Here is a 23,495-nt window from a genome sequence, read left to right as displayed (position 1 = left end):
ATGTCGGCACCCCACCGCCCCGAGCTGGCGACATAGCGTGAAGACGGGCACCATGGGGAGATTGGCCGAGGCGGTGAGGAGAGCAGATGTCTGAACCCGACGAGGGCCTTGACCTGCTGGACACGGGTAGTGCCGTCGGCACCTTCACGACCGTCCTCCTCGGGTATGACCGGCAAGAGGTAGACACTTGTGTGGGCATGCTCGAGTCGAGGCTTGACGAGCGTGACCGCAACATCGGTGAGCTGCACCGCGACCTGGTAGCCACCCAGCGTGCCCTCGAGGCGGCTGGCGAGCCCACCTGGGCCAAGCTGGGCCGGCGCGCCCAGGAAATTTTGCGGCTGTCCGAAGAGCAGGCCATCGACGTCGAGACCCGCGCCGAGGAGAAGGCGGCGGAGGTTCGCGCCTCCGCCCAGAGCGATGTCCGCCGACTTGGCGACGACGCCGAGCGCACGGCGGCGGAGACCCGGCGCCGTGCCACCGACGAGTCGGAGAAGATCCGCAACGCCGTCGAGGAAGAAGCCGACCGGATCATCAAGGCGGCGCAGAAGCGTCGCGAGGACATCCTGTCGCAGGCGAGCGAGACCGCCACCCGGCAGCTGCGGGAGCTGGAGCAGAAGCTCAAGACCAAGCGCCAGAGCACCGAGCACGAAGTCTCGGCGATGCTCGCGGCCGCCGAGCGCGAGGTGGCCGAGCGGCGCAGCACCGTCGCGGGAATCCTGGAGAAGGCCCAGCGCGAGGCCGCCACCCTGCACACCAACGCGACCGCCGAGGCCGAACGCCTCACGTCCCACGCCGAGCAGATCCTTCGCGATGCCGAGAAGCGCGCCCAGGAGAGCGACCAAAGCACCGAGGAGCGCCTGCGCAAGGCGAACGACCGGGTGACCCAGGTCCTCTCGCGCTCGCGCCGTGACGCCGAGCAGATCCGCAAGGAAGCCCGCGCCGAAGCCGAACGGATCACCCGCGAGGCCGACGCGAGGTCCCGCGAGGACGCCGCGGCGACCGAACGACAGATCGCCAGCCTGCGCCGCCAGCGCGACGACCTGATCGAAAGCCTGACCCGGTTGCGTGACCACGTGAGCGTCATCACCGGCGTACCCGACCAGCAGCGCGCCATGGGAATGGGTCCCGCCCGTCCTGGCGCGCCGACCGGCCCCATCGGTGCCCCGACCAACGGACCGCCGTCGAGCCCGAGCCCGCAGGCCCCGAGCGGCGCGGCGGGCGCGGGAGCCGGCGCGGCACGGTCAGCGGCATCCGCCGACCACCCGTCCCGCCCGGGTGGTGGCACTCCCCCCGACGCGAAGAAGTCCGGACCCTCGCAGCCGTCGACCAGAAAGCCCTCCGGTGGCAGCGGGCCAGACCGGCCCCAGTCCGGCGCCAGCAACCAGCGGGCCCGCTGAAGGCCACACCAGGACCGTCGGTCGCACCCGGCTGCCGCCATCGGCGGTAGTCGCCGTACGGTGAGACCCGTCACGGACGTCGGTGTGAGAGGTGGCTCGCAGTGGCTGGGCAGGCGGTATGGGTGACGGGCACGTGATGGCGCCACCTCCGCAGGACGCGGCGCCAGGATCGGCCCCGACAGAGACCAGCAATGGTGGTTCCGTGCACCCGACCCCCGAGTCGGCGGCCGCAGATCCGGCGGATTTGGATTCGGTGCCGGGACCCACCACCCAGGGCCCAGCGACCGGACCTTCGGGCCGCCCGCCGACCGGTGCAGCGGACGAGGGTCGGGCCGGGACGGCGCCCGCGCAGGGCGGTGCATCGGCCTCCAGCACCGCGGGACCCACGTCTTCCCTCGGACTGCCCGGGGCTCGGCTCAGCCGCCATTCGCCGTTCTACATCGGTTTCTTCGGCGCCCTCGGTGCCCTGCTCGCCTGGCAGCTCGCCGGCATGCTCGCCTCCGCGCGCAGCGTCATTCTCCTGCTCGTGGTGTCGATGTATCTCGCCGTCGGACTCAACCCGGTGGTCGAGTGGTTCGTCCGCCGGAGGGTACGACGCGGTCTCGCCGTCGCGGCAGTCTTCGTCGGCGTCGCGATGATCTTCGGGCTCATCGGGTTGGCGATCATCCCGGTCGTCACCGAACAGGTCACCGCCCTCGTCAACCAGGTGCCGGACTGGCTCAAACAGCTGCAATCCGACGACAATCTCCGGCGGCTCGACGAGGAGTACGAGATCACCAAGCGGGTCGAGGACTACATCACCAGCGGAGGTCTCGCGGAACGCCTCTTCGGCGGGGTGCTCGGCGCTGGGAAGATCGTGTTCAGCACGCTCTTCTCCGGCTTCACCGTGCTGGTGCTCACGCTGTACTTCCTCGGGTCACTGCCCGCGACCAAGAGCACGTTGTACAAGTTCTTCCCGCGGTCACGCCGCACCAGAGTCACCCAGCTGGGCGACGAGATGCTCGACCGGGTGGGCAGCTACGTCGGTGGCCAGATCGGAGTCGCTGCCATCGCCGCGGTGTCGGCGTTCATCTTCTTCATGTTCTCCGAGCTACGGGAGTACGCACTCGCGCTCGCGATCGTGGTCGCCGTCCTCGGCCTGATCCCGCTCATCGGTGGCGCCATCTCCGCCGTGGTGGCAACGTCGGTCGGGCTGCTGATCGACTGGCGGATCGGTGTCGCCTGCCTGATCTACTTCGTCATCTACCAACAGATCGAGAACTACGTGATCTACCCGCGGGTGATGCAGAAGTCGGTCAACGTACCCGGCACCGTGATCGTCATCGCCGCGATGGTGGGCGGCTCGCTGCTGGGAATCGTCGGGGCACTACTGGCCGTACCCACCGCGGCCGCGATCCTGCTGCTCATCCGTGAAGTGATCCACCCACGGCTCGAAGACGCCTGACACCAGCCCAGCCCGCTGCGTCCCAGCCTGCTGCGTCCCCGCGCCGCTGGCGGCAAATGACCACGCTGAGCACGCGCGCAGCGGTTGAATGACCACGCTGAGCATGCCCGTGTTCGCCAAAGAGGCGTCGACACCCGTTCCGGGTGCCGAACGCCTGCTCAGCGTGGTCATTTACCGACCAGCACGGGCCGTCAGGACTGGGCCAGGCGCGGGTCAGCCGTGGAGAGCGTCTCGCCGGTCTCGTACCACCCGGTCGGGCGCCGCGACACGCTCGGCGTCCGGCGCTCCGGCTCCGTCGGCGCGGCCCACGCCACAGCGTTGGCGATCACCTTGAGGACGTCCGGGTGGTGGTAGACGGGGTACTCCTGGTCGCCAGGACTGAAGTAGAAGACCCGCCCGTGTCCCCGGCGATAGGCACAGCCGCTGCGGAAGACCTCACCGCCGCTGAACGAACTGATGAAGATCAACTCGTCCGGCTGAGGGATGTCGAAGTGTTCGCCGTACATCTCCTGCGCCGGGATGATGATCGGGCTGGGGATACCCGCCGCGATCGGGTGGTGCGGGGCCACCGTCCAGACCAGCTCACGGTCGTTCTCGCTGCGCCAGTCGAGTACGCAGCTGGTACCCATGAGCTTGCGGAAGATCTTCGAGAAGTGGGCCGAGTGCAGGACGAGCAGTCCCATGCCGGAGAGCACCTGCTGCTGCACCCGGTCGACCACCTCGTCGGAGACCTCGCCATGGGCTGCGTGTCCCCACCAGGTGAGGACATCGGTCTCGGCGAGGACCTCGTCGGTGAGTCCGTGCTGCGGCTCCTGCAGGGTCGCCGTGCGTACGACCGCACCGTCACCGAGGTTGGCCCTGATGCCGGCGGCGATCGCCGCGTGCATGCCGTCGGGGTAGATCTCCTTGACGGATGCGTCCCGTTGCTCGTGGACGTTCTCGCCCCAGACTGTGACCCGGATGGGGGACGCGCTCATGTGTTGCTCCCTCGCGCTTCAAGGCAGGTGGGTTGGTCCGCTCTACAGGTGGATCGCGGGACCGTTGGACTGTGGACTGACCCTGACGTTTCGCGGCCAGGGTCCATCATGACCTGTCAGAGCAGGTCGAGGACCGGCACCTCTCGGCCCTCCAGCGCCGACTGGTAGCAGGCGTCGATGATGCGCGCCCGCGCCAGGCCGTCGCGGCCCACGTGCGCGGACCAGTCACCGCCGTGGATGGTCTCGACGAACTCGCGGACGACGGCCCGGTGGCCCTCACCGCGTCGCACTTCCGGCCGGATCTCGGCCGCGGCCCCGCCCACGTCGGTGTAGATGCGGAGCGTGTCCTCGACGGCGTAGTTGGGGACGGCGATCTCGGCGCCACCGTCGGTGCCGTAGAGCGTCACGCCGAAGTGGTCGCCCGACTGCCGGAACGTCGCCCAACTGGTCTCGAGTGCCAGCACTCCCCCGCCGTCGAGGCGGAGGTAGGCCGTGGCGAGGTCCTCGACCTCGTACGCCGACCCGACGCCGACCTTCGTCGACCAGGCCGAGCCGCCCAGGCCGCGGGGCCCGAGCTCGGCGAACGTGGACGCGCTGACGCTCAGGACCTTCGGCTCACCCAGCAGGTACATCGCCATGTCGAGCATGTGGACGCCGAGGTCGATGAGCGGCCCACCGCCGGCCATCTCACGGTTGGTGAACCAGCTGCCGAGGCCCGGGATGCCGTTCCGTCGCATCCAGTGGGTCTTGGCGTAGTAGACCCGACCGAGCTGGCCGTCGTCGATGTGCCGCTTGAGCACGGTGACGTCGCCGCGCTTGCGGTGGTTGAACACCACCTTCAGCACGCGGCCGGCCTTGATCGCCGCCTCGGTGATCCGCTGCGCCTCGTCGCCGGAACGCGCCAGCGGCTTCTCGCTCAGGACGTGCCGGCCGCCTTCCAGCGCCGCGATCGCGATCGGGGCGTGCAGCTGGGTGGGTGTGGCGACGCTCACGGCGTCGAGGTCGTCCCGTTCGAGCAGATCCTGCCAGCGCTCGTAGAGGTAAGGAATGGCGTGTTCCTTGCCGAGCTCTGCCAGCCGGTCGGCCTCCAGCCCGGCGAGGCCGATGACGTCGACGTCGGGCAGTTCCTTGTAGCCCTTGAGGGCGGCCTGTCCGGCGAACCCGAGACCGACGACGCCCACCCTCAGAGGTCGGACGGGTTCGGGGACCACGGGTTCGGTACGGGTGGACTCAGAAGGGGCGGCCGCCTTGGAGGCAGCCGCCGATAAATTCTCGCTCATCGCTACTCAGTGTAGGGAGGACTTCCGACACTTTCGGGCGGCGCAGGCGCTGGCCCTTCTGGCCAACCCCGGCCAGGTCCACAGTCGATCATGCCCGATCCGCGACCGTGCCGGAGACGCCGCGGGCCCGCCTTCAGTGCGGCCGTCGGGTCGCGGACCGGCGGGCCACCAGCGTGCCGGTGCCGAAGCCGGCAGCTGCCGCGAGCCCGATCGCGGCAAACCACCACGGCAACGTCGATGCGCTGCCATCCGTGCCTGCCGACCCAGAGCCCGCGTCGGCTCGCTGCGAAACCTTCGCGACAGATCGCGGCACCGATGTGGCAGCAGCCGGTTCGGCTGATGCTGTCGGGCGCGGCACCCCGAGCGCCACGAGGTTCGTACGAAGGAGCTCGGGCACCATGCACCAACCCGACGCCACAGCAGCGGTCCCCCACACGACCTGGCCGGGCGGCGTGTAGGTCATCGGCCCCGCCGCGGCGAACGGGTAGGCGTCCTGGACCAGCTGCGTCCCCGGTGCGGAGTAGATCATGGTGTACCGCGGACCAAGCTCCCCGGCGGGAGCCTCGCGATCGCGCCTGACGAGCCCTTCGCCCGTGACCAACGCGGCCCCGCTTTCGGCGAAGAGATCATGGATGAAAGGCGGTTCGGATGTGTCGGGGCCCACCGTGATGGGCTCGTGGAGGCCAGGACCGGAGATGGTCAGGTTGGTCATCCCCTTGGCGTAGGAAGGCGAAGCAAGACCGAGCATGCCGGCCACGAGCAGGACCGGTGCCGCCACCACGGTGACCAGCCAGAAGCGTCGCTTCATGAGACCCCCTCGACGTGCGAACCCACGGGACGTACGGACTACACCGCGGCTTGCCACCGGGTTCCGCGGTCCCGCGCGCCGGCGCTTACTGTCTCGCGGTCGGCGACGGTGCTCCTGTCTCGCGTGCGGCGACGGTGCTCCTGTCTCGCGTGCGGCGACGGTGCTCCTGCCTCGCGTTCCGGCACCGGCTACCTCGGCTACGCCTCGCGTTCCGGCATGGGGACATGGGAGTACGCCGCGACCGTCCTGTCGGCGTACGCGCTGGTGTCGGCCCACTCCATCGGTCCGTCCCACGTCGTCGGCAGGGGCCCGGCGGACGGCGAGATCCGTGCCACGATCTCGTCCAGGGCACGTTCGGCCGCTCCGACCCACAGGTGCTTGACCCCGTCCATCGCCACCACCTCGGCCTGGGGGATCGCGGCGAACCGCTCCCGCGCCTCCGCCGGCCTGAGGTAGTCGTCCAGCTCGGGGACGAGGGCGGCGACCGGCTTGCCCGACTCCGCCCAGGCAGCGAGATGCTCTGTGCCGGCGAACCGTAGCGACGGTGAGAGCAGGACCGCGCCCTCGACCTCCGGATCGCATCCGTACATCAGGACAAGATCGGTTCCGAACGACCAGCCGAGCAGCCAGATCCGGGGCAGTTCGGCGAACTCGGCGTACTCCAGCGCCGCCGCCACGTCGAGCCCCTCACCACGGCCGTTGTCGAACTCCCCCTCGCTACGCCCTTGGACGCTCGCCGTCCCGCGGGTGTTGAAACGCAGGACCGCGATCCCGGCCAGAGCAGGCAGGCGGTACGACGCCTTGCGGATCACGTGGCTGTCCATCATCCCGCCGTGGGTCGGGAGAGGGTGGACACAGACGAGGGTGGCGACTGTGGGCCGGTCCAGCGGCTCGGCCAGCTCGCCGACCAGCTTCAGCCCGTCGGCGGTCTCGAGCGTGAGAGGTGTGCGCTTGGCCGGTAGGACGCTGCTTGCCCGGATCTGCTCGGTGCTCACCCCACCGATTGTGCCCGGCCCGGCGCGACACGCCCCTACCGGCGGCGGCGACGGCGGTCGCGGGCGCGCCAGCAGGCCGTATGCCAGTGCCTGCGTTCGTCGAGGCCGGGACCGGTGAACGAGCGAGGGTCGACCGGCCACGCCACGACGTGCGGGGTCGCCGGCAGGATCAGCTGGTCGCAGCCAGGACAGCGGTAGGGCTTGGAGCTCGTGGCACCGGTGATCTGGCGTACGACCCACTCCCCGTCCGGCCACTCCTCCACCCGCTCATGACCACCACGGGGTGGGCGCGGCGACGGGTCCGGCCCTCTCGAGCCACGGCGAGGACGACGGCGAGCCACCCGATCATTGTCCCGTCCAACTGTTGGCCGGCGCCGGCTGGGCCACGTACGGACGCCCGTCAGGCGGGCTGTTGGGGGCGCCGTCATCTACGCTGGTCGCGTGCCCCGCTATGAGTACCGCTGCCGCAGCTGCGGCGCCACGTTCGAGCAGACCCGCCCCATGAGCGAGGCGGGGTCGCCCGCACCGTGCCCCCAAGGCCATGACGACACCGTGAAGCTGCTGTCGACCGTTACGCTCGGCGGCCGCTCGACCGGTGCAGCCGTGGGTCCGGCCGGTGGAGGTGGCGGTTGCTGCGGCGGTGCGTGCGGCTGCGGCTGACCGCCTCGCCCCACCGCCACCTGCCTTCACCTACGACACTCCGTCGTCGATCCGCTCGCCCATGGCCGAAGCTCGACCTGCCCGCGTACGCCTCGTCATCGTCGCGAAGGGCCGCGTCGCCCTGATCCGCCGCCGACGCGCTGGCCACACGTACTACGTGATGCCCGGCGGCGGCGTCGAGCCCGGCGAGACCTTCGTGGAGGCGGGCGAGCGCGAGGCGATGGAGGAGTTGGGGGTCGAGGTGGTGTGCGAGGAGTTGCTCGCCGAGGAGGACAGGAAAGGGGAGCGGTTCCTCTTCTACCGCGCGCATCACCGGCGGTGAGTTCGGCACGGGTACGTGGCCGGACTTCGCCGTCCTGCCGCCGGAGGAACGCGCCGCCAGGGGCACCTACGAACCTCTGTGGCTCGACGTCGCCGAGCTCGACGGCCTCGACATCGCCGGTCCGCTGATCGCGCTCCTCGGCCAGATCGCCTAAGCCCGCAACCGCGACACGGGCCGGGCTCACGGCGTCCGGTCGTACGCCCGATAGTGTGATCGGCCGTGCGTCTCGTCATCTGTTCGTGCCAGGTCGACTACGCCGGCCGCCTGACCGCCCATCTTCCGCGCGCCACCCGACTCATCCTCATCAAGGCCGACGGTTCGGTGTCGATCCACAACGACGACCGGGCGTACAAACCGCTGAACTGGATGAGCCCGCCGTGCACACTCCAGGAGCAGCCCGGCGAGGACGGCGAACCGGACCGCTGGACGGTCACCGGCAAGGACGGCGGTCAGTTGGTCATCACGATCGACGAGGTGTTGCACGACTCCCGGCACGACCTGGGTGTCGACCCCGGCCTGCAGAAGGACGGCGTCGAGGCCCACCTGCAGGAGCTCCTCGCAGAACATCCGGGGACGCTCGGCGATGGCTGGAGCCTTGTCCGCCGCGAGTTCCCCACCGCGATCGGACCGGTCGACCTGCTGTGCCGGGACTCAGGCGGGTCCGCGGTCGCCGTCGAGGTGAAGCGGCGGGGCGAGATCGACGGCGTGGAACAGCTCACCCGCTACCTCGAACTGCTCAACCGCGATCCGCTGTTGGCCCCTGTCCGGGGGGTTTTCGCCGCGCAGGAGATCAAGCCGCAGGCGCGGGTCCTCGCGGGCGACCGTGGAATCGACTGTGTCACGGTCGACTACGACGCGCTGCGCGGCCTCGACGACCCGTCCATGCGCCTGTTCTGACCCGCCACCGCCCCGACGGCGAGGGTCGTCCATCGACCGGGGCTGACTTTGGTGGAGGGGTCCCCTCATCTAGACACCGGACGAACGCGGAACCCCGCCCGAGCCGGACCGAGCCTCAGCGGACGCCGGTGCGGTAGTCCTTCGGTGGTACGCCGAACCTGGCCCGGAACACCCGGCTGAAGTGGAACGCGCTCACGAACCCCGACGCGGCCGCGATGCTCGCCACCGGCAGGTCGGTCCGCTCCAGCAGCCGGGCCGCGTGGCGAAGCCTGGCGTCGCGGACGGCCTGCATCGGCGTACGACCGGTCTGCTGCGAGAACAGATGGGCGAGCCGCGACGGCGACAGCGCCACATGGTCGGCCAACGAGCCCACGGTGTGGGGTGCCGCGGGATCAGCCACGACCAGCGCCTCGACCTGGGTGACCCGCGGGTCGACCTCGCCGCTCAAGGGCCCGCCGTGGCGTTCGGCGAGCGCTGATCCGGTCGCTGTCGTGGCGAGAACCAGGACCTCCTCGACCCTGCCGAGGACGAGCTCGCGGGCCGGCGTGCCCCCTGCCACCGCGGGCGGTACGGTCCGCCCCTCGGCCGTGGCGGCCGCGGGAGGCGGGCCATGCCCGGACCAGCGGGCGTCGGCATGCAGCCGCCGGAACGCGGCGTCGATCCGCTCTCGGACGACTGCCGGTACGCCGGCCACCACAAAGACCTGCTCCCCCACCGCGTACGGCTCCAGCCACGACGGCCACGTCACCCGCGCCGGGTAGTGGACCCACCAGAACGACCACCGGCGCGCGCCGGGTGCCACCGCATAGGAGTGTGCGACCCGAGGACCGAGCACGACGAGGTCGCCGCGTACGGCGGTGACCTCGACGCCGCCCTGTTCGAAGCGACCCGCTCCGTCCATGGTCCAGGCCAGCAGCGTGCTCTCCGCGCCGCGGGCCCGGTGGACCGCGTAGTCCGGGCCGACGTCGAACCGCCCCGCGAGGACCAGTTCGGCCGGCGGTGCGGGCGTACCACCTGACTCCTCAGCAGAATCAGACAGCTCCGCAGCGTCCACGGGCATCCCCTTATGGCAGCACACGCCGTAACGTCGAGGTAGTCGTCAAAGGTCCGCGCACCGAGGAGGTCGCATGACATCCACCCAGCAGAGCGTATCGACGGCGATCCCGCCGGGCGGGTCGACGACCCCGCCGGGCACGTCGACCCCGGTCGCGTCGGACGTCCTGAGTGCGGAGGATCGCGCGCGGTTCGCCACGGACGGGTTCGCCGTCATCAAGGGCCTGTTCACCGCTGCGGAGGTCGGAGAGATCCGCGACGAGTTCATGGCGATCCATGCCGCTGGGCCGGTGCCGGGCCACTTCGAACCGGCGACGTCGAACCCGGACGGCCCGACCGACGTGCTCCGCAGGTTTCCCAGGGTCATGCACCCGCACCAGTTCAACGCCCTGGCCCTGCGTTACCTGCTCGACTCCCGCGTACGCAGCATCCTCACCGAGCTGCTCGGCGAGGAGCCACTGGCCGCCCAGAGCATGTTCTACTTCAAGCCGCCGGGCGCCCGCGGCCAGGCACTCCACCAGGACAACTTCTACCTGCGGGTCGAGCCGGGCACCTGCGTCGCCGCGTGGTTGGCCTGCGACGTCATCGACCGGGCCAACGGTGGGCTGGAGGTCGTTCCGGGTACGCACCGGATGGACGTGTTCTGCCCCGAGGACGCGGACATGGACGTGTCCTTCACCCGGGAGTACGTGCCGCCGCCGCCGGGGCTCGCGCCGGTGCCTGTCGACATGGAGCCGGGCGACATGCTCTTCTTCAACGGCAGCCTCGTGCACGGATCCGGGCCCAACACCACGACCGACCGGTTCCGGCGTTCGTTCATCTGTCATTACGTCGGGCGGGAGTCCTGCGACCGGATCTCGCGGCACTACAGGACCCTCACCATGGACGGCGCTCCGGTCGAGCTGGCCGAAAGTGTCGGCGGTGGCCCGTGCGGCACCGAGGACCTCGTGGCCGGACCCCACTGACCGACACGCGCACGTCGACGGCGGGCAGTGAGGTCCTTCGCGGCCACCGGCGGCGTTGTCCAGGGATCGCTAGCGTGGAGCCGTGACGTCGAACAGCCCGGTCTCCGTGCCGGACCCCGCGCCTGTCGACGTGCCGTCGCGGCCACGGGTGCTCGTGGTCGGCGCCGGCGTCATCGGACTCACCTGCGCGGTGCGGCTCGCGGAGGCGGGATACGAGGTCAACGTCGTCGCCCGCGATCTCCCCCTCGAGACGACCTCCGCCGTCGCGGCCGCGCTGTGGTACCCCTACCGCGCATTCCCGCTGGACCGTGTGACCGGGTGGGGCGCGACGTCGTACGACCAATTCGCCCGCATCGCCGAGGACACACCGGCCGCCGGTGTACGCATGCGGACCGGTCGTGAGCTTCTCCGCACCCCCGGCGAGCCGCCCTGGTGGAGTTCAGCGGTCCCCGATCTCCGCCCGGTGAGCGCACCGCCGGCGGGATACTCGGGCGGTTGGGAGTTCGCGACACCTGTCGTCGACATGAGCGTCTATCTCCCGTGGCTCTCCGGGCGCCTCGACGAGCTCGGCGGCACCGTCACCCGGCACGCACTCGCTGGACTGCCCAACACCGCCCCGATCGTCGTCGACTGCGCAGGCCTCGGCGCTCGCCTGCTGGCCGACGACGACACGGTGACCCCGGTCCGTGGCCAGGTCTGCGTCCTCGAACAGGTCGGCCTCACCGAATGGTTGATCGCCGAGAACACCCCTTCGCGCCCCATCTATGTCGTTCCACGGCTGCACGACATCGTGGTCGGCGGCACGGCGGAGCCTGGTGACTGGGAGGCGCGCCCGCGAGAGGAGACCGCCCGCGAACTGCTCACCCAGGCGCGGGCCCTCGTTCCCGTCCTGGCGAAGGCGCGCGTACTCCGGCACCGGGTCGGGCTGCGACCGGCCCGACCGAACGTCCGTCTGGAGCCCGTGCACCTCCCCGGTGGCCGGCTCGTCGTGCACTGCTACGGCCACGGCGGCGCCGGCGTCACCCTGTCGTGGGGCTGCGCCGACGAGGTGGTCGAGCGGGTCCGCGCACGCGCGCCGACCTGATGCCGCGAACGCCGACCGCCTCATGTAACCGGACGCCGATCCTGCGGCTACGGTGTGCTCGACGCCCTGTTCCAGGGGAAGCCTCGGGTCAGGCGACCCCCGGACCTGGTCATCCGGGCCACGGTACGAAAGGAGCCGCCGTGGACGACGGCGAACGCCTTCCCGCCCACCCGCCACCGGTTAGCGAGCCCCCCGACACCGCCGCGGTCCGCGCCTCCGACGCCGAGCGCGACCGCGTGGTCGAACTCCTGAGCGACCACGCCGCCGTCGGCCGGCTCACCCTTGCCGAGCTGGAGGAACGCGCCCAGAAGGCCTACGACGCCAAGACCCGCGGCGAACTCGACGCCCTCACCCGGGACCTGCCCGACCAGCCGACCGCCGACCAGCCGACCGCCGACCAGCCGACCGCCGACCAGCCGACTGCCGACCGGCACGCCGTCGAACGGCCGCGTCGACGCGTCACCCGCTGGTTCGTCGCGATCATGGGTGGCTCCGACCGGCGGGGGCGGTTCCGGCTGAGCGGCACGGTGCACTCGATCGCCGTCATGGGCGGCGACACCGTGGACCTGCGCGACGCCGAGATCGACGGCGACGAGGTACTCATCAACGCGTTCGCCGTGATGGGCGGGACCGACATCTACGTCCCCGACAGTGTCGAGGTGATCGTCGAAGGTTTCGCACTGATGGGCGGCAACGACGAACGCGGCAGCAGCCGCCCCGCCCGCCCCGGAGCACCGGTCATCCGGATCCGTGCGTACTCCCTGATGGGTGGGATCGACGTGTGGCGGCTGCCGGCCGAGGCCAAGGGCAAGTCGCTCAAGGAGGCCCGCCGGGCAGCACGCCAACTCGAACGCGGCCGCTGACACCACCAGCGCAACCTTCACCCACTCGCTCGCAGGCAGACGCTGCCGCTCCATCCACCTCGTCCCAGCCCACCGGAGTTTCGCAGGACCTGGGTTCAGTCACCGGGGCGGAGCAGCACATGGACTCCGACCTGGCCGAACCCGAGCCGTGCGTACATCGGGTGCAGGTGCGACTCGGCGGCAAGCCACACGACCCGTGGATGGCTGGCGAGGGCGAACCGGGTCGCCGCCACCGAGATCGCAGTCCCGATGCCTCTGCCGCGGCACGCCGGGATGACCGTCACACCCGAGATGTACGCGGTGTTCGCCACCTCCCGCACCTGGACACAGGCCACCGGCTGGCCGTCGACCCGGCCGACGAAGTGGTGATGCGTCGGGTCGGCCAGGATGCCGGGCGTGATCAGCGGAGCGAGTTCCTCGCCGTAGACGGCCAGGAACTCCGCCGCACCCGACGCCGGACCGACGTCGAGGCCGTCCACGGCGGCGATGCGCTCCAACAGGTCCGCGCGGCCGAGCGCGAGGATCGGCAGCGTGAGCCACGGCGACAGGCCAGCCGCCGAGAAGACCGGAGCGCCGACGTGGCGTTGCCGGGTCATGACCGTCCACTCGCGACGGGTGACCGCGTGCGCCTCCAGCCAGTCGGTCGCCGCGTCAAGGGCGGCTGACGTCGGCGGGACCATGGCCTTGGCCTGGCACGCCCACGGCTGGTCGACCCGGTAGCTCACGCACGGGATGCCCTCCACCACGGCCGAGCCGGCTCCCGACGTGGGGCCAAGCACCGCGCACGCGGCCTCGGCGCGCGCCAGCAGATCGGCGACGTCGGTCATCGCGACCCCACAGCGCCGCTGTGCCACAGATGCATGACGGCTCCCCACCTTCTGCGGCCACCGACCCGCCGACGGCAGGTCCGAGCGGACGTCCCCTAGCCTGAGGAGAAGATAGCTCCCGAGACCGGTGGCGCTAACCGATGCGTTCGTCGACGAAGCACCAGCGCCAGTTCTCCCCCGGCTCGAACGAACGGATCACCGGATGGTGCACGGCGGCGTAGTGCGCCGAGGCATGGCGCAACGGCGAGGAGTCACAGCAGGCCACGTGGCCACAGGCCAGGCAGATCCGCAGGTGGACCCAGTCGTCCCGGTCCAGCGCCAGGCAGTCCTCACACCCTTGCGTCGTGCTCGGTTGTACGCCGGAATCGCCGCCCACCTCGGTCGGCGCTTCGGCAAGGTGCGGGCACCCGTTCATTCGTCGTCCTTCCGGCCACGCGGGAGCATCAGTTCCTCCAGGTCCTGCTCGAGCTCGACCTGGCGGCGTATCTCGTCAGGGATCCTTCCCGCGTTGCGTGCCTCGAGGAACACCTTGCGTTCGGCGTCGATCATCCGGCGGCGCAACCGCCGGAACGCCTCCGCGGGCACTTCGCGGGACGGGTCGCCCAGCCGCTCCCACACCTGGTTGGCGCGTGCCTCGGCCCAGGCGTCCAACCGCTCCACCACGTGGTCGGGCGCGTTTCCGCGGTGCTCTGCGAGGGTACTTTGGGCGGCACGCAGGGCAGCCTGGCGCACCTCGGCTTCGGCGAGCACGTCGGCCTGGGGGTCGTCGCGTCGCACACCCAGCAGCCGGGCCACCAGCGGGATGGTCAGGCCCTGGCCGATGAGCGTCACCGCGATGACGACGAACGTGATCCAGATGAGCAGGTCACGTGAAGGGAAGTCGAACGGGAGGCTGAACGCCGCCGCGAGTGACACCACTCCGCGCATGCCGGCCCAGGCGATCACCGCGGTGTTCGCAACCGGAGGTGGTTGCTCGCGGCGCCGGATCCGGGGGATCAGGAACGGCAGGTACGCACCGGGAAAGACCCAGACGAAACGGCCCACCAGAACGGTGCCCACCACCGCCGCCGTCACCGCGGCGACAGTCGGCCAGGACTCCGACACGGCGTCCACGATGTCGCGCAGCTGCAGACCGACGAGCAGGAAGACGACGCCCTCGAGCAGGAACTGGGTCACCCGCCAGAACGCGTCCATCTGCAGGCGCGACGCCGCACCCATGAGGACCGGGCGTTTGTGCCCGACGTAGAGCCCGCAGACGACGACGGCCACCACTCCCGAGGCGTCGACGGCGAAGGCCGGTACGAATGCCACGAACGGCGTGAGGATCGACAGGGTGTTGTCGAGCAGCGGGTCGTCCGTACGACTGTGCAGCCAGGCCGCCAACACGCCGACGGCCCCACCGATCAGGAGTCCGCCGAGGGCCGCCACCAGGAACTCGATGCCCGCCTGACGCCAGGTCATCGCCACGACTCCCGCCGCACCACCAGCCACCGCGGCGATCGCCACCCTGAGGGTGACGAGCGCGGTCGCGTCGTTGACGAGGCTCTCGCCTTCGAGGATGGCCACGACTCGGCGCGGGAGTCCCAACCGTCGGGCGATCGCGGTCGCCGCCACCGCGTCCGGCGGCGCCACGATCGCCCCGAGAGCGAACGCCGCCGCCAGCGGGATCTGCGGCACCATGGCGTGCAGCACCAGGCCGACCACGACGGTGATGAACCACACGTGCCCGAAGGCCAGCAGAGCGATGGGGCGCAGCAGCCTGGTGAAGGCGGGCACGGAGGTGCGGATCGCCGCGGCGTAGAGCAGCAGCGGCAGAATCCCCTCGAGGACGAGGTCGGGTTCGAGCCGGACTCGCGGACCGACCGGCAGGAAGGACAGAACGATACCGGCAACCATCAACAGGAACGGGGCGAGCAACCCGAGACGCCTGGCCAGACCGGAGACCAGGCCGACGACGGCCAGCAGCACGACGGCGGTGAGCAGCGTCTCCGTCACCTGTCGAGCCTAGGGCATGTCTGCCAACCCGTGGACAATGACCACGGTGCCCATGCGTACGGACGACTGACCAGGTGCCCATGCCTGGCCCGGCGACCACAGGCATGCCCGGCGTGGTCATGTGCGGCTCGGCGCCAGGGCAAGGAACGTCAGTCGTAGGAATAGAAGCCCTGGCCGGACTTGCGGCCGAGCTCCCCCGCCTCGACCATCCGGGTGAGCAACTCGGGCGGGAAGAACTTCGGGTCCGCCGTCTCGTCCCAGATGTTCTGCGTGGCATGGCGAAGGACGTCGACACCGGTGAGGTCGGTGGTCGCGAGCGGGCCCATGGCGTGGCCGAAGCCGAGCTTGCAGGCGGTGTCGATGTCCTCGGCCGTGGCGACGCCGGACTCCACCAGGCGTACGGCCTCGACGACGAGCGCGGAGATCAGCCGGGTGGTCACGAATCCGGCCACGTCCCGCGTCACCACCACGCACGTCTTGCCGACCGCCTCGGCGAACGCCCGCGCCCGTGCCAGCGTGTCGTCCGATGTCCGGTGCCCTCGGACCAGCTCGCACAGCGCCATCATCGGCACCGGCGAGAAGAAGTGCGTGCCCACGACGGACTCCGGCCGCTGCGTCGCCGCCGCGATCTTGGTGATCGGGATCGCCGAGGTGTTGGAGGCGAGGATGGCGCCGTCGGGGCAGATCCGGTCGAGGTCGCGGAAGACGTCCTGCTTGACCTCGATGCGTTCGAACACGGCCTCGACCACGATCGACGCGCCACCCACGGCGTCGAGGTCGGTCGTGGTGGTGATCCGCTCGACCGCCGCCTCGGCGTCAGAGGCGCTCAGCCGGCCCTTCTCGACGAACTTGCCGAGCGACGCGCGGATCCCGTCGACCCCGCGTTTGAGGGCTTCGTCGGTGACGTCGCGCATCGTGACCTGCCAGCCGGCGGCCGCCGCGACCTGCGCGATTCCCGATCCCATCAGGCCGGCGCCGACCACCGCGAGCGTCCGAGGAGTGAGTTCCGCCATGGGGGCAGCCTATGCAAATTCCGAACAGCCGTTACGGTATGTCGTGCTTCTGCTGCGAGGTGGTTTCGCAGGCGCGGCCATTCTCGACGGTCGTACACTCCGCAGAAGACTGGTGTGGCATCAAGCTGGGCGCGGGGGCTGACGCACTTGGAGGGATGCACATGAGCCAACGAAGTGAGGCCGTGAGTCACCACAGCACCGTCGACACCCTGGTGGTGTCCGGTGGAACCCCGCTCGTCGGCGAGGTCGCCGTCCGGGGAGCGAAAAACCTTGTGCCGAAGGCGATGGTGGCCGCCGTCCTCGGCGACTATCCGTCCGTCCTCTCCAACGTTCCCCAGATCAGGGACGTCGAGATCGTCCGCAACCTGCTGGAGCTGCACGGCGTCACCGTGGCCGACGGTGAGGCGGCGGACACCCTCGTCCTCGACCCGTCCCGGGTGGAGCAGGCCGCCCTCCCCGACATCGAGGTGCACGCCGGGGCGAGCCGGATCCCGATCCTGCTCTGCGGGCCGCTGCTGCACCGGTTGGGCCATGCGTTCATCCCTGACCTGGGTGGCTGCAAGATCGGCGACCGGCCGATCAACTTCCACCTCGACGCGCTCCGGCAGTTCGGTGCGGTGGTGGAGAAGCGTCCCGAAGGGCTGCACATCAGTGCCCCGAGAGGCCTCACGGGGACGAAGATCGAGCTCGCGTACCCCAGCGTCGGTACGACCGAACAGGTGCTGCTCACCGCGGTCCGCGCCCAGGGGGTGACCGAACTCCGCAACGCCGCCGTCGAGCCGGAGATCATCGACCTCATCTGCGTCCTGCAGAAGATGGGCGCGATCATCTCGATCGACACCGACCGGATCATCCGGATCACCGGTGTCGAACGCCTCGGTGGCTACATCCACGAGGCTGTGCCCGACCGGATGGAAGCCGGGTCCTGGGCCTGCGCGGCGCTCGCGACCGGCGGCGAGGTCTTCGTCCGTAACGCCCGGCAGGTCGACCTGATGACGTTCCTCAACGTCTACCGCCGGGTGGGTGGGGCCTTCCAGGTGACGGCCGACGGGATCCGGTTCTGGCATCCGGGTGGAAAGCTCGACGCGCTGGCGCTGGAGACGGACGTCCATCCGGGGTTCATGACCGACTGGCAGCAGCCGCTCGTCGTCGCGTTGACGCAGGCGAGCGGGTTGTCGATCGTGCACGAGACGGTCTATGAGAACCGCCTCGGGTACGCCGACGCCCTGGTCCGGCTGGGCGCCCACATCCAGGTCTACAGCGAGTGCCTTGGCGCGACACCGTGCCGGTTCGGCCGCCGCAACTTCTCGCACTCGGCGGTGATCTCCGGTCCGTCGTCACTGCACGGTGCCGATCTGCGGGTGCCGGACCTGCGCGGCGGGTTTTCCTACCTCATCGCGGCACTCGCCGCCCAGGGACGTTCGACCGTCCACGGCGTCGGGATCATCGCCCGTGGCTACGAGGCGTTCCTCACCAAGTTGGAGGACCTGGGCGCCCAGGTCGAGCCCGCCTGCTGAGGGCGCCCTGTCCTGAACCCGCCGCCCGACGCGCGTTCAGGACAGTACGTCCTTGCGCAGGAACGTCCACCAGGCACAGGCGAGGAAGAACCCCGCGTAGATCACCGTGGCGAGCGAGCCTCTGGCCATGGCTTCCAGCTGCATCGGGTCGTCGAACAGGCCGCGCCAGGAGTCCGCGTAGTGCGTCGGCAGCATCGTACGCACGGCGCCCAGTGCGCTCACCTGGTCGAGGATGGTGGACACGATCACCACCAGCACCGCCCCACCCACGGCCGCGAGTGGTGCGTCCGTGGTCGTCGACAACCAGAACGCGAGCGCCGCGACGACGAGCAGCGTCACGGCCACGTACACCACCATGCCGCCGATCCGCGCCGCCGCCTCGGCCAGCGCGAGGGCGTCGCCTCGAGGCGTACGCAGCGGACCCCGGCCGAACGCCGCCACCCCCACGCCGAGCGCCGTCACGGTCAGGGCCACCAGGGCGACCGCCGACGTCGCCAGGCTCGCGAGCAGCTTGACGCCCAGCAGGCGCCCCCTCGACACCGGAAGCGTCAGCAGGTATCGCAGGCTTCCGTTGCTCGCATCGCCTGCCACCGCGTCGCCGCACACCAGGGCGACGATCACCATCAGGAGGAACCCCGCCGACGCGCCGAGAGTGAACACGGTGAAGTTCGCGGCGCTGAACGTCGCGAGGGCCGCGAGCGACCAGAGGTCGCCCGCCTCGTCGCCGCCGAACTCGAACGCCGCCACGAGCAGCACCGGCAGGACGACGACGAGTCCGAGCGCGAGCCGGGTCCTGCGCAAGGAGAACTGCCGCCGCAACTCGGTGCGGACCGTCAGGCTCGCGCGAGCGCGGTGAAACGACGCCACGTCGTCGACCGGTGTGTCGAGCGCCCTGACATCGGAGAGGGCGGACTCACTCATCGCGGCTCCCCTGTTCTGTTTCCCTGCCCGTCCGGTTCGTTCCCACCCTGCCCGTGACCGTCGTGGTCGACACCCACCATCGTCAGGAACGCGTCTTCGAGCCGGATCCGGGGCGCGAGCCCGCAGACGCCGACCCCGCCGACCACCAGGGTGCGCACGAGCTCGGATCGGGATACGCCGTCGCAGTCGACCACGAGTCCACCGTTCCGCCGAGCCACCGACCTGACCGCGAGGCCCGCGAGCAACGACTCGGCCCGGCCGACGTCGTTCACGTCGAGGACGACCGACGCCGTGTCGCCCACGACGTCTCCCACCGGGCCCGCAGCCAGTCGGCGACCACGGTGGAGGACCACGATGTGCGTGCAGGTCCGTTCGACCTCGGCCAACAGGTGGCTCGAGACCAGCACCGCCCGGCCACCCGCCGCGTATCGCCTGAGCACCTGACGTAGGGCCGCGATCTGCGGCGGGTCGAGGCCGTCGGTCGGTTCGTCGAGGACGAGCAGCGACGGCATGCCGAGCATCGCCTGGGCAACGGCCAGCCGCTGGCTCATCCCGTGGCTGTACTCCCCCACTCTGCGGTCGATCGCGGTGCCGAGGCCGGCGATCTCCAGTACCTCGTCGAGGCGGGCCTCGTCACGTGGCCGCCCGGTCGCGTCCCAGAACAGTTCGAGGTTCGTACGCCCGGACAGGTGCGTCAGGAAACCTGGCCCGTCGACCAGCAGGCCGACCCGGGCCAGGACGGACGCGCCGGGCGTGAGGAGGTGGCCGAAGACGTGCACCTGTCCGGCGGTGGGGCGGACCAGGCCGGTGAGGATGCGCAGGCAGGTGGTCTTGCCGGCACCGTTGGGTCCGAGGAGTCCGACCACCTCACCGGCTCGTACGGTGAAATCCACGCCCCGCAGGGCGTCCTGGCCCTTGGCGAAGGTCTTCGTGAGGCCCCGTACGACCAACGGCGTCTCGGCGTGGTCGGGGTCGAACCTGCCGGGGCGGTTCCTGTCGCGGCGCCTGACCAGCAGCCAGGTCACCAGGGCGGCAACCAGCAGGGTCGCGGCGAGCCCACCGGCCGCGGCCAGCCAGGGCATGACGGTGCGTTCGGCACCCTGGGCCACCACCTGGGGCAGGCGGATCGAGTCACCCGCCAGGCCGGCGACGTAGGTCTGCGGCTCGACCGGACCGGCGTACGCCTGGTCGGAGGTCGCGAGGGTGACGCGGATCCGATGCCCTGCCCGGAAGCGGTGCACCAGCCCCGGCAAGGTCACCTTGACGGGTCTGGCGGCGTCGAGCGTCGCGGGCAGATCGTGGAGGCGGACCGGAGCGACCGCGCCCCCGGGCAACTCGGTGACGCCGGTCGAGGCCACGTCGTACACCTTGGCGAACAGCACGGCCGTGCCCGAGGACGACGCCGCGCGGATCCGCACCGTCGGTGCTCCGGTGACGTCGACCGGTTGGTCGAGGAGGGCGGAGTCGTAGGACACGAACTGCCCCGGCATGTCGAGGCTGACGCGGGTCAACGACACGCCGCTCAGGGCGCCGAGCCCGGGGACCGAGGACATCGCGGCCGGCATGCCGGCGGGTGGGTTGGCGACCTGTCCCGGTTCGCCGGAGAGCCGCATCTCCCGCCCGGGCGCGTCGCCGTCCATTCCCGGATAGCCGGCGGGGGCGTACAGGCCGAGCGTACGTACGGCGAAGTCGTCGTAGTCGATGCCGGTGATCCGGCTGAAGGCGAAGGACTTCCGCGGCCGCTTTCCGGCCGGGCGCTCGGCGGTGCCGCCCAGGAAATGGTCGAGCCAGCGGACTGTCAACCGGCGCAACCGTGTCTGGTCGAGCGCGGAACCCGCACCCGCGTCATGCCCGCCCGAGAACCACATCACGCGGACCGGCGTACTAGACGAGCGGATGGCCACGGCGTTCGCGTCGGCTTCGGCGAGGGGGAACAACGTGTCCTGCGTGCCCTGGACGAGCAGGGTCGGCGCCCTGATCCGCTCGACGACGCTCGCGGGGCTCGACCGGGCCAGCAGGGAAACGGTGGCGGGATCCGCGCGCCCGGTGACAGCCGCCCGCTGGTACATCCGGCATACAGGGACCGCGAACCTGCCGCACCCGGCCGCTGCCCCACCCACGGCCGGCGCCGGTGTCCTGCTGTGATCTGGCACCTGGCCCGGGGCCGCGCGACCCGCGCGGGCCTGGTCGGCCGGCATCGCCAGTGCCAGCAGCCCACTCGGTCGGGACAACGAGTCGTCGCCGGGAACCGGTGCGAGCACGGGGAGAGATCCGCGCCCACCGAAGCCCGCCGCGTACAGCCAGCCGGCCCACACCCGCTTGAACACCCCCTGCGCGGGACCGCCGCCGCTCGACTCCGGGAACAGGGCATGGCCAAGGTCGTTCCAGGTGGCCTGGGGCACGATCGCGTCCACCCGCCGGTCATGGCCGGCGAGGAGGAGCGCGAGCGCACCGCCGTACGACGATCCGACGACACCTACCCGTGGGTCGCCGGGCGCGTCCTGGCGTACGTCCTTCCGGCGGGCGAGCCAGTCGAGGAGCTGACGGGCGTCGGTCACCTCGTAGTCGGGACTGTTGAGGTGGATCCGTCCGCCTGAACGTCCGAAGCCCTGCGCCGTCCACGTGAGGACGACGTAGCCGTGGCCGGCGAGAACTCGTCCCTGGTCGTCGACGCTTTCCTTGGTACCGCCGAAGCCGTGCGCGAGGAGTACCGCCGGCGCGGGCCGGTCGGCCGTCACGCTCGCCGGGCGGTAGAGCCGGGCGTCCAGGTTGACGCGCTGGTCGCGGTCCGGCCCGGTTCGTACGTCGATCATGAGATCCGTGACCGTGGTGCCGCCACGTGCGACCTGACGCGCTGACGGGGCAGCCGACGCCTGGGCGCCGACCAGGCCCGTCACCGTCGCGAGGACGATCACCAGGGCGGCCCGGCGGACACGGTCGGTTGCGGCCATCCCGCAACGGTAAGCACACAATCGACTACATAGTGTGCGACTCGACCGCGACGAAACGACCTCTCACCAGAATTCGCGCGCTGCCGGTCTCTCGACCCGCTCGGCTCCCCTTGGGCCGGGGAATCTCGCGGCGACTACCCAGGCGGGTCGAAGCCGTCAGGTTCCCGGACGACCCGCGCCCCGAGCCTCGTGAGGACGCCAGCCAGGTCGGGATAACCCCGGTCGAGATGGTGAACCCCCGACACCAGCGTCTCCCCGTCGGCGACCAGGCCAGCCAGGACCAGCGCGGCACCCGCCCGGATGTCGGTGGCCTCCACCGGCGCACCGGAGAGCATCGGCTTGCCACGGATGACGGCGTGATGACCGTCAGTACGTACGTCCGCACCCAGCCGCGCCAGCTCCTGGACGAACCGGAACCGCCCGTCGAAGAGGTTCTCCGTCACCATCGAGGTCCCCTCGCTGACCGAGGCGAGCGTCACCATCATCGCCTGCAGGTCGGTCGGGAACCCGGGGTACGGCAACGTCACGGTGTCGACGGCGCGCGGCCGGCCTTCCATGCGTACCGTGAACTCGTCGGGGCCGACTTCGATCGCCGCGCCCGCGGCCATCAGCTTGTCCAGCACGATCTCCAGATGGTGGGCGAGGGCGTTGCGCACCCTCACCTGACCGCCGGCAACGGCCGCTCCGATGGCCCAGGTGCCCGCGACCATCCGGTCGGGTACCACCGTGTGCTTGACGGCATGCAGCGTCGCCGGACCGTCGACCTCGAGCGTGGACGTGCCGATTCCGCCGATCTTCGCCCCCATCTGCGACAGCATCTCGGCGATGTCGACGATCTCTGGTTCGCGAGCGGCGTTGTCGATCAGCGTCGTCCCCTTCGCCAGCGTCGCGGCGAGCAGGAGGTTCTCGGTGGCGCCGACGCTCGGGAAGTCGAGGAAGATCTCCCCCGCCCGCAGACCGTTCGGGGCGCTGGCGACGACATAGCCGTGCTCGATGTCGATGTCGGCACCCATCTTCGCCAGGCCTGAGACATGCATGCCGAGCCCGCGGGAACCGATGCTGTCGCCGCCTGGGAGCGCGACCTTGGCCCGGCCACACCGTGCGAGCAGCGGACCCAGCACCGTGATGGACGCCCGGAGCCGGCGGACGAGCTGATAGTCGGCTTCGTGGTCGATCGACGCGGGCACGTCGATGGTCAACGCGTCCGCCTCGGTCGCCGTCTGACACCCGAGGCGTTCCAGCAGATCAGCCATGTAGCGCACGTCGAGGATGTCCGGCACCCCCGACAGGACTGTCTGCCCCTCGGTGAGCAGGGCTGCGGCCATGAGTTTGAGGGCGCTGTTCTTCGCGCCCGCGACGGTGAGCTCGCCTGTGAGGTGGGCCCCACCCTCGATCCGTAACCGTTCCACCCAAGGCATGCTATGAGGCCCGCGTCCGGCCCGTCGGCAGTTCCCCTGTCCTGACGTGCCGTGCCGGTGCGCTGTGACGGTGCGCCGCGCCGTGCCCCGGCGTCGTCCCGGCGTGTC

Annotated in this window: 22 protein-coding genes; 9 read left to right on the top strand and 13 right to left on the bottom strand. The window is 70.6% G+C overall.

The features are described from left to right. Positions 1–86 precede the first annotated feature (86 nt). Positions 87–1,397, top strand: coding sequence for a hypothetical protein (locus ABN028_RS09165; protein WP_349696291.1), 1,311 nt, complete (start codon positions 87–89; stop codon positions 1,395–1,397). Positions 1,398–1,599: 202 nt separating this feature from the next. After that, positions 1,600–2,841, top strand: coding sequence for an AI-2E family transporter (locus tag ABN028_RS09160; protein WP_349696290.1), 1,242 nt, complete (start codon positions 1,600–1,602; stop codon positions 2,839–2,841). 191 nt (positions 2,842–3,032) lie between these two features. Here the strand turns inward: ABN028_RS09160 and ABN028_RS09155 are convergent, their stop codons facing one another. From ABN028_RS09155 to ABN028_RS09135, 5 genes are all read right to left on the bottom strand, one after another. Beyond that, positions 3,033–3,818: a ThuA domain-containing protein gene (locus tag ABN028_RS09155; RefSeq protein ID WP_349690858.1), complete on the bottom strand. Its 786-nt coding sequence runs from the start codon at positions 3,816–3,818 to the stop codon at positions 3,033–3,035. A 116-nt stretch (positions 3,819–3,934) separates the two neighbouring features. Continuing rightward, positions 3,935–5,098, bottom strand: coding sequence for a Gfo/Idh/MocA family protein (locus tag ABN028_RS09150; RefSeq protein WP_349326046.1), 1,164 nt, complete (start codon positions 5,096–5,098; stop codon positions 3,935–3,937). 133 nt (positions 5,099–5,231) lie between these two features. After that, positions 5,232–5,906, bottom strand: coding sequence for a hypothetical protein (locus tag ABN028_RS09145; protein WP_349696289.1), 675 nt, complete (start codon positions 5,904–5,906; stop codon positions 5,232–5,234). Positions 5,907–6,103: 197 nt separating this feature from the next. After that, positions 6,104–6,901 (bottom strand): alpha/beta hydrolase, encoded by a 798-nt coding sequence (locus ABN028_RS09140; protein ID WP_349326044.1) that lies wholly within the window; start codon positions 6,899–6,901, stop codon positions 6,104–6,106. Between the two features lie 35 nt (positions 6,902–6,936). Next, the gene (locus ABN028_RS09135) at positions 6,937–7,164 is read right to left on the bottom strand and encodes an Rv1322 family protein (protein WP_349326043.1); all 228 of its coding nucleotides are present in this window, start codon (positions 7,162–7,164) and stop codon (positions 6,937–6,939) included. A 178-nt stretch (positions 7,165–7,342) separates the two neighbouring features. Between ABN028_RS09135 and ABN028_RS09130 the strand changes: the two genes are divergently transcribed. From ABN028_RS09130 to nucS, 3 genes are all read left to right on the top strand, one after another. Beyond that, positions 7,343–7,561 carry an FmdB family zinc ribbon protein gene (locus tag ABN028_RS09130; protein ID WP_349696288.1) on the top strand — a complete coding sequence of 73 codons (219 nt, stop codon included), beginning with the start codon at positions 7,343–7,345 and terminating at the stop codon, positions 7,559–7,561. Then, a complete protein-coding gene (locus ABN028_RS09125) occupies positions 7,497–7,883 on the top strand; it encodes an NUDIX domain-containing protein (protein WP_349696287.1) in 387 nt (128 codons plus the stop codon). The genes ABN028_RS09130 and ABN028_RS09125 overlap by 65 nt, the downstream gene beginning before the upstream one ends. A gap of 219 nt (positions 7,884–8,102) precedes the next feature. Then, positions 8,103–8,780: an endonuclease NucS gene (gene nucS / locus ABN028_RS09120; protein ID WP_349326041.1), complete on the top strand. Its 678-nt coding sequence runs from the start codon at positions 8,103–8,105 to the stop codon at positions 8,778–8,780. A 115-nt stretch (positions 8,781–8,895) separates the two neighbouring features. Here the strand turns inward: nucS and ABN028_RS09115 are convergent, their stop codons facing one another. Further along, positions 8,896–9,834, bottom strand: coding sequence for a helix-turn-helix domain-containing protein (locus tag ABN028_RS09115; RefSeq protein ID WP_349696286.1), 939 nt, complete (start codon positions 9,832–9,834; stop codon positions 8,896–8,898). A gap of 73 nt (positions 9,835–9,907) precedes the next feature. Here ABN028_RS09115 and ABN028_RS09110 point away from each other — a divergent pair, with 73 nt between their 5' ends. From ABN028_RS09110 to ABN028_RS09100, 3 genes are all read left to right on the top strand, one after another. After that, complete coding sequence (locus ABN028_RS09110; protein ID WP_349326039.1) at positions 9,908–10,798, top strand: phytanoyl-CoA dioxygenase family protein; 891 nt, start codon at positions 9,908–9,910, stop codon at positions 10,796–10,798. Between the two features lie 82 nt (positions 10,799–10,880). Then, complete coding sequence (locus ABN028_RS09105; RefSeq protein WP_349696285.1) at positions 10,881–11,882, top strand: FAD-dependent oxidoreductase; 1,002 nt, start codon at positions 10,881–10,883, stop codon at positions 11,880–11,882. A 140-nt stretch (positions 11,883–12,022) separates the two neighbouring features. Beyond that, entirely contained in the window at positions 12,023–12,745 is a 723-nt protein-coding gene (locus tag ABN028_RS09100; protein ID WP_349696284.1) for a DUF1707 SHOCT-like domain-containing protein, read from the top strand. A gap of 95 nt (positions 12,746–12,840) precedes the next feature. Here ABN028_RS09100 and ABN028_RS09095 read toward each other — a convergent pair whose 3' ends face one another. From ABN028_RS09095 to ABN028_RS09080, 4 genes are all read right to left on the bottom strand, one after another. Continuing rightward, positions 12,841–13,572: a GNAT family N-acetyltransferase gene (locus ABN028_RS09095; RefSeq protein WP_349326036.1), complete on the bottom strand. Its 732-nt coding sequence runs from the start codon at positions 13,570–13,572 to the stop codon at positions 12,841–12,843. 133 nt (positions 13,573–13,705) lie between these two features. Then, positions 13,706–13,987 (bottom strand): UBP-type zinc finger domain-containing protein, encoded by a 282-nt coding sequence (locus ABN028_RS09090; RefSeq protein ID WP_349326035.1) that lies wholly within the window; start codon positions 13,985–13,987, stop codon positions 13,706–13,708. Continuing rightward, complete coding sequence (locus ABN028_RS09085) at positions 13,984–15,567, bottom strand: Na+/H+ antiporter (RefSeq protein WP_349696283.1); 1,584 nt, start codon at positions 15,565–15,567, stop codon at positions 13,984–13,986. Before ABN028_RS09085 ends, ABN028_RS09090 begins: the two co-directional genes overlap by 4 nt. Before the next feature lie 149 nt (positions 15,568–15,716). Continuing rightward, positions 15,717–16,580, bottom strand: a complete 864-nt coding sequence (locus ABN028_RS09080; RefSeq protein WP_349696282.1) for a 3-hydroxyacyl-CoA dehydrogenase family protein — start codon at positions 16,578–16,580, stop codon at positions 15,717–15,719. Between the two features lie 161 nt (positions 16,581–16,741). Between ABN028_RS09080 and murA (ABN028_RS09075) the strand changes: the two genes are divergently transcribed. Beyond that, positions 16,742–18,097, top strand: a complete 1,356-nt coding sequence (gene murA / locus ABN028_RS09075; RefSeq protein ID WP_349696281.1) for a UDP-N-acetylglucosamine 1-carboxyvinyltransferase — start codon at positions 16,742–16,744, stop codon at positions 18,095–18,097. Positions 18,098–18,133: 36 nt separating this feature from the next. Here the strand turns inward: murA (ABN028_RS09075) and ABN028_RS09070 are convergent, their stop codons facing one another. From ABN028_RS09070 to murA (ABN028_RS09060), 3 genes are all read right to left on the bottom strand, one after another. Then, a complete protein-coding gene (locus ABN028_RS09070; RefSeq protein WP_349696280.1) occupies positions 18,134–19,018 on the bottom strand; it encodes an ABC transporter permease in 885 nt (294 codons plus the stop codon). Further along, entirely contained in the window at positions 19,015–21,969 is a 2,955-nt protein-coding gene (locus ABN028_RS09065; protein ID WP_349696279.1) for an alpha/beta fold hydrolase, read from the bottom strand. Before ABN028_RS09065 ends, ABN028_RS09070 begins: the two co-directional genes overlap by 4 nt. A gap of 134 nt (positions 21,970–22,103) precedes the next feature. After that, a complete protein-coding gene (murA, locus tag ABN028_RS09060; protein ID WP_349696278.1) occupies positions 22,104–23,378 on the bottom strand; it encodes a UDP-N-acetylglucosamine 1-carboxyvinyltransferase in 1,275 nt (424 codons plus the stop codon). Positions 23,379–23,495 lie beyond the last annotated feature (117 nt).

The organism is Actinopolymorpha sp. B17G11 (assembly GCF_040196095.1).
Classification (GTDB): Bacteria; Actinomycetota; Actinomycetes; order Propionibacteriales; family Actinopolymorphaceae; genus Thermasporomyces.
The sequence above is the reverse complement of the archived record's forward strand: the minus strand, read 5'-3'. Positions and strand labels throughout refer to the sequence as shown.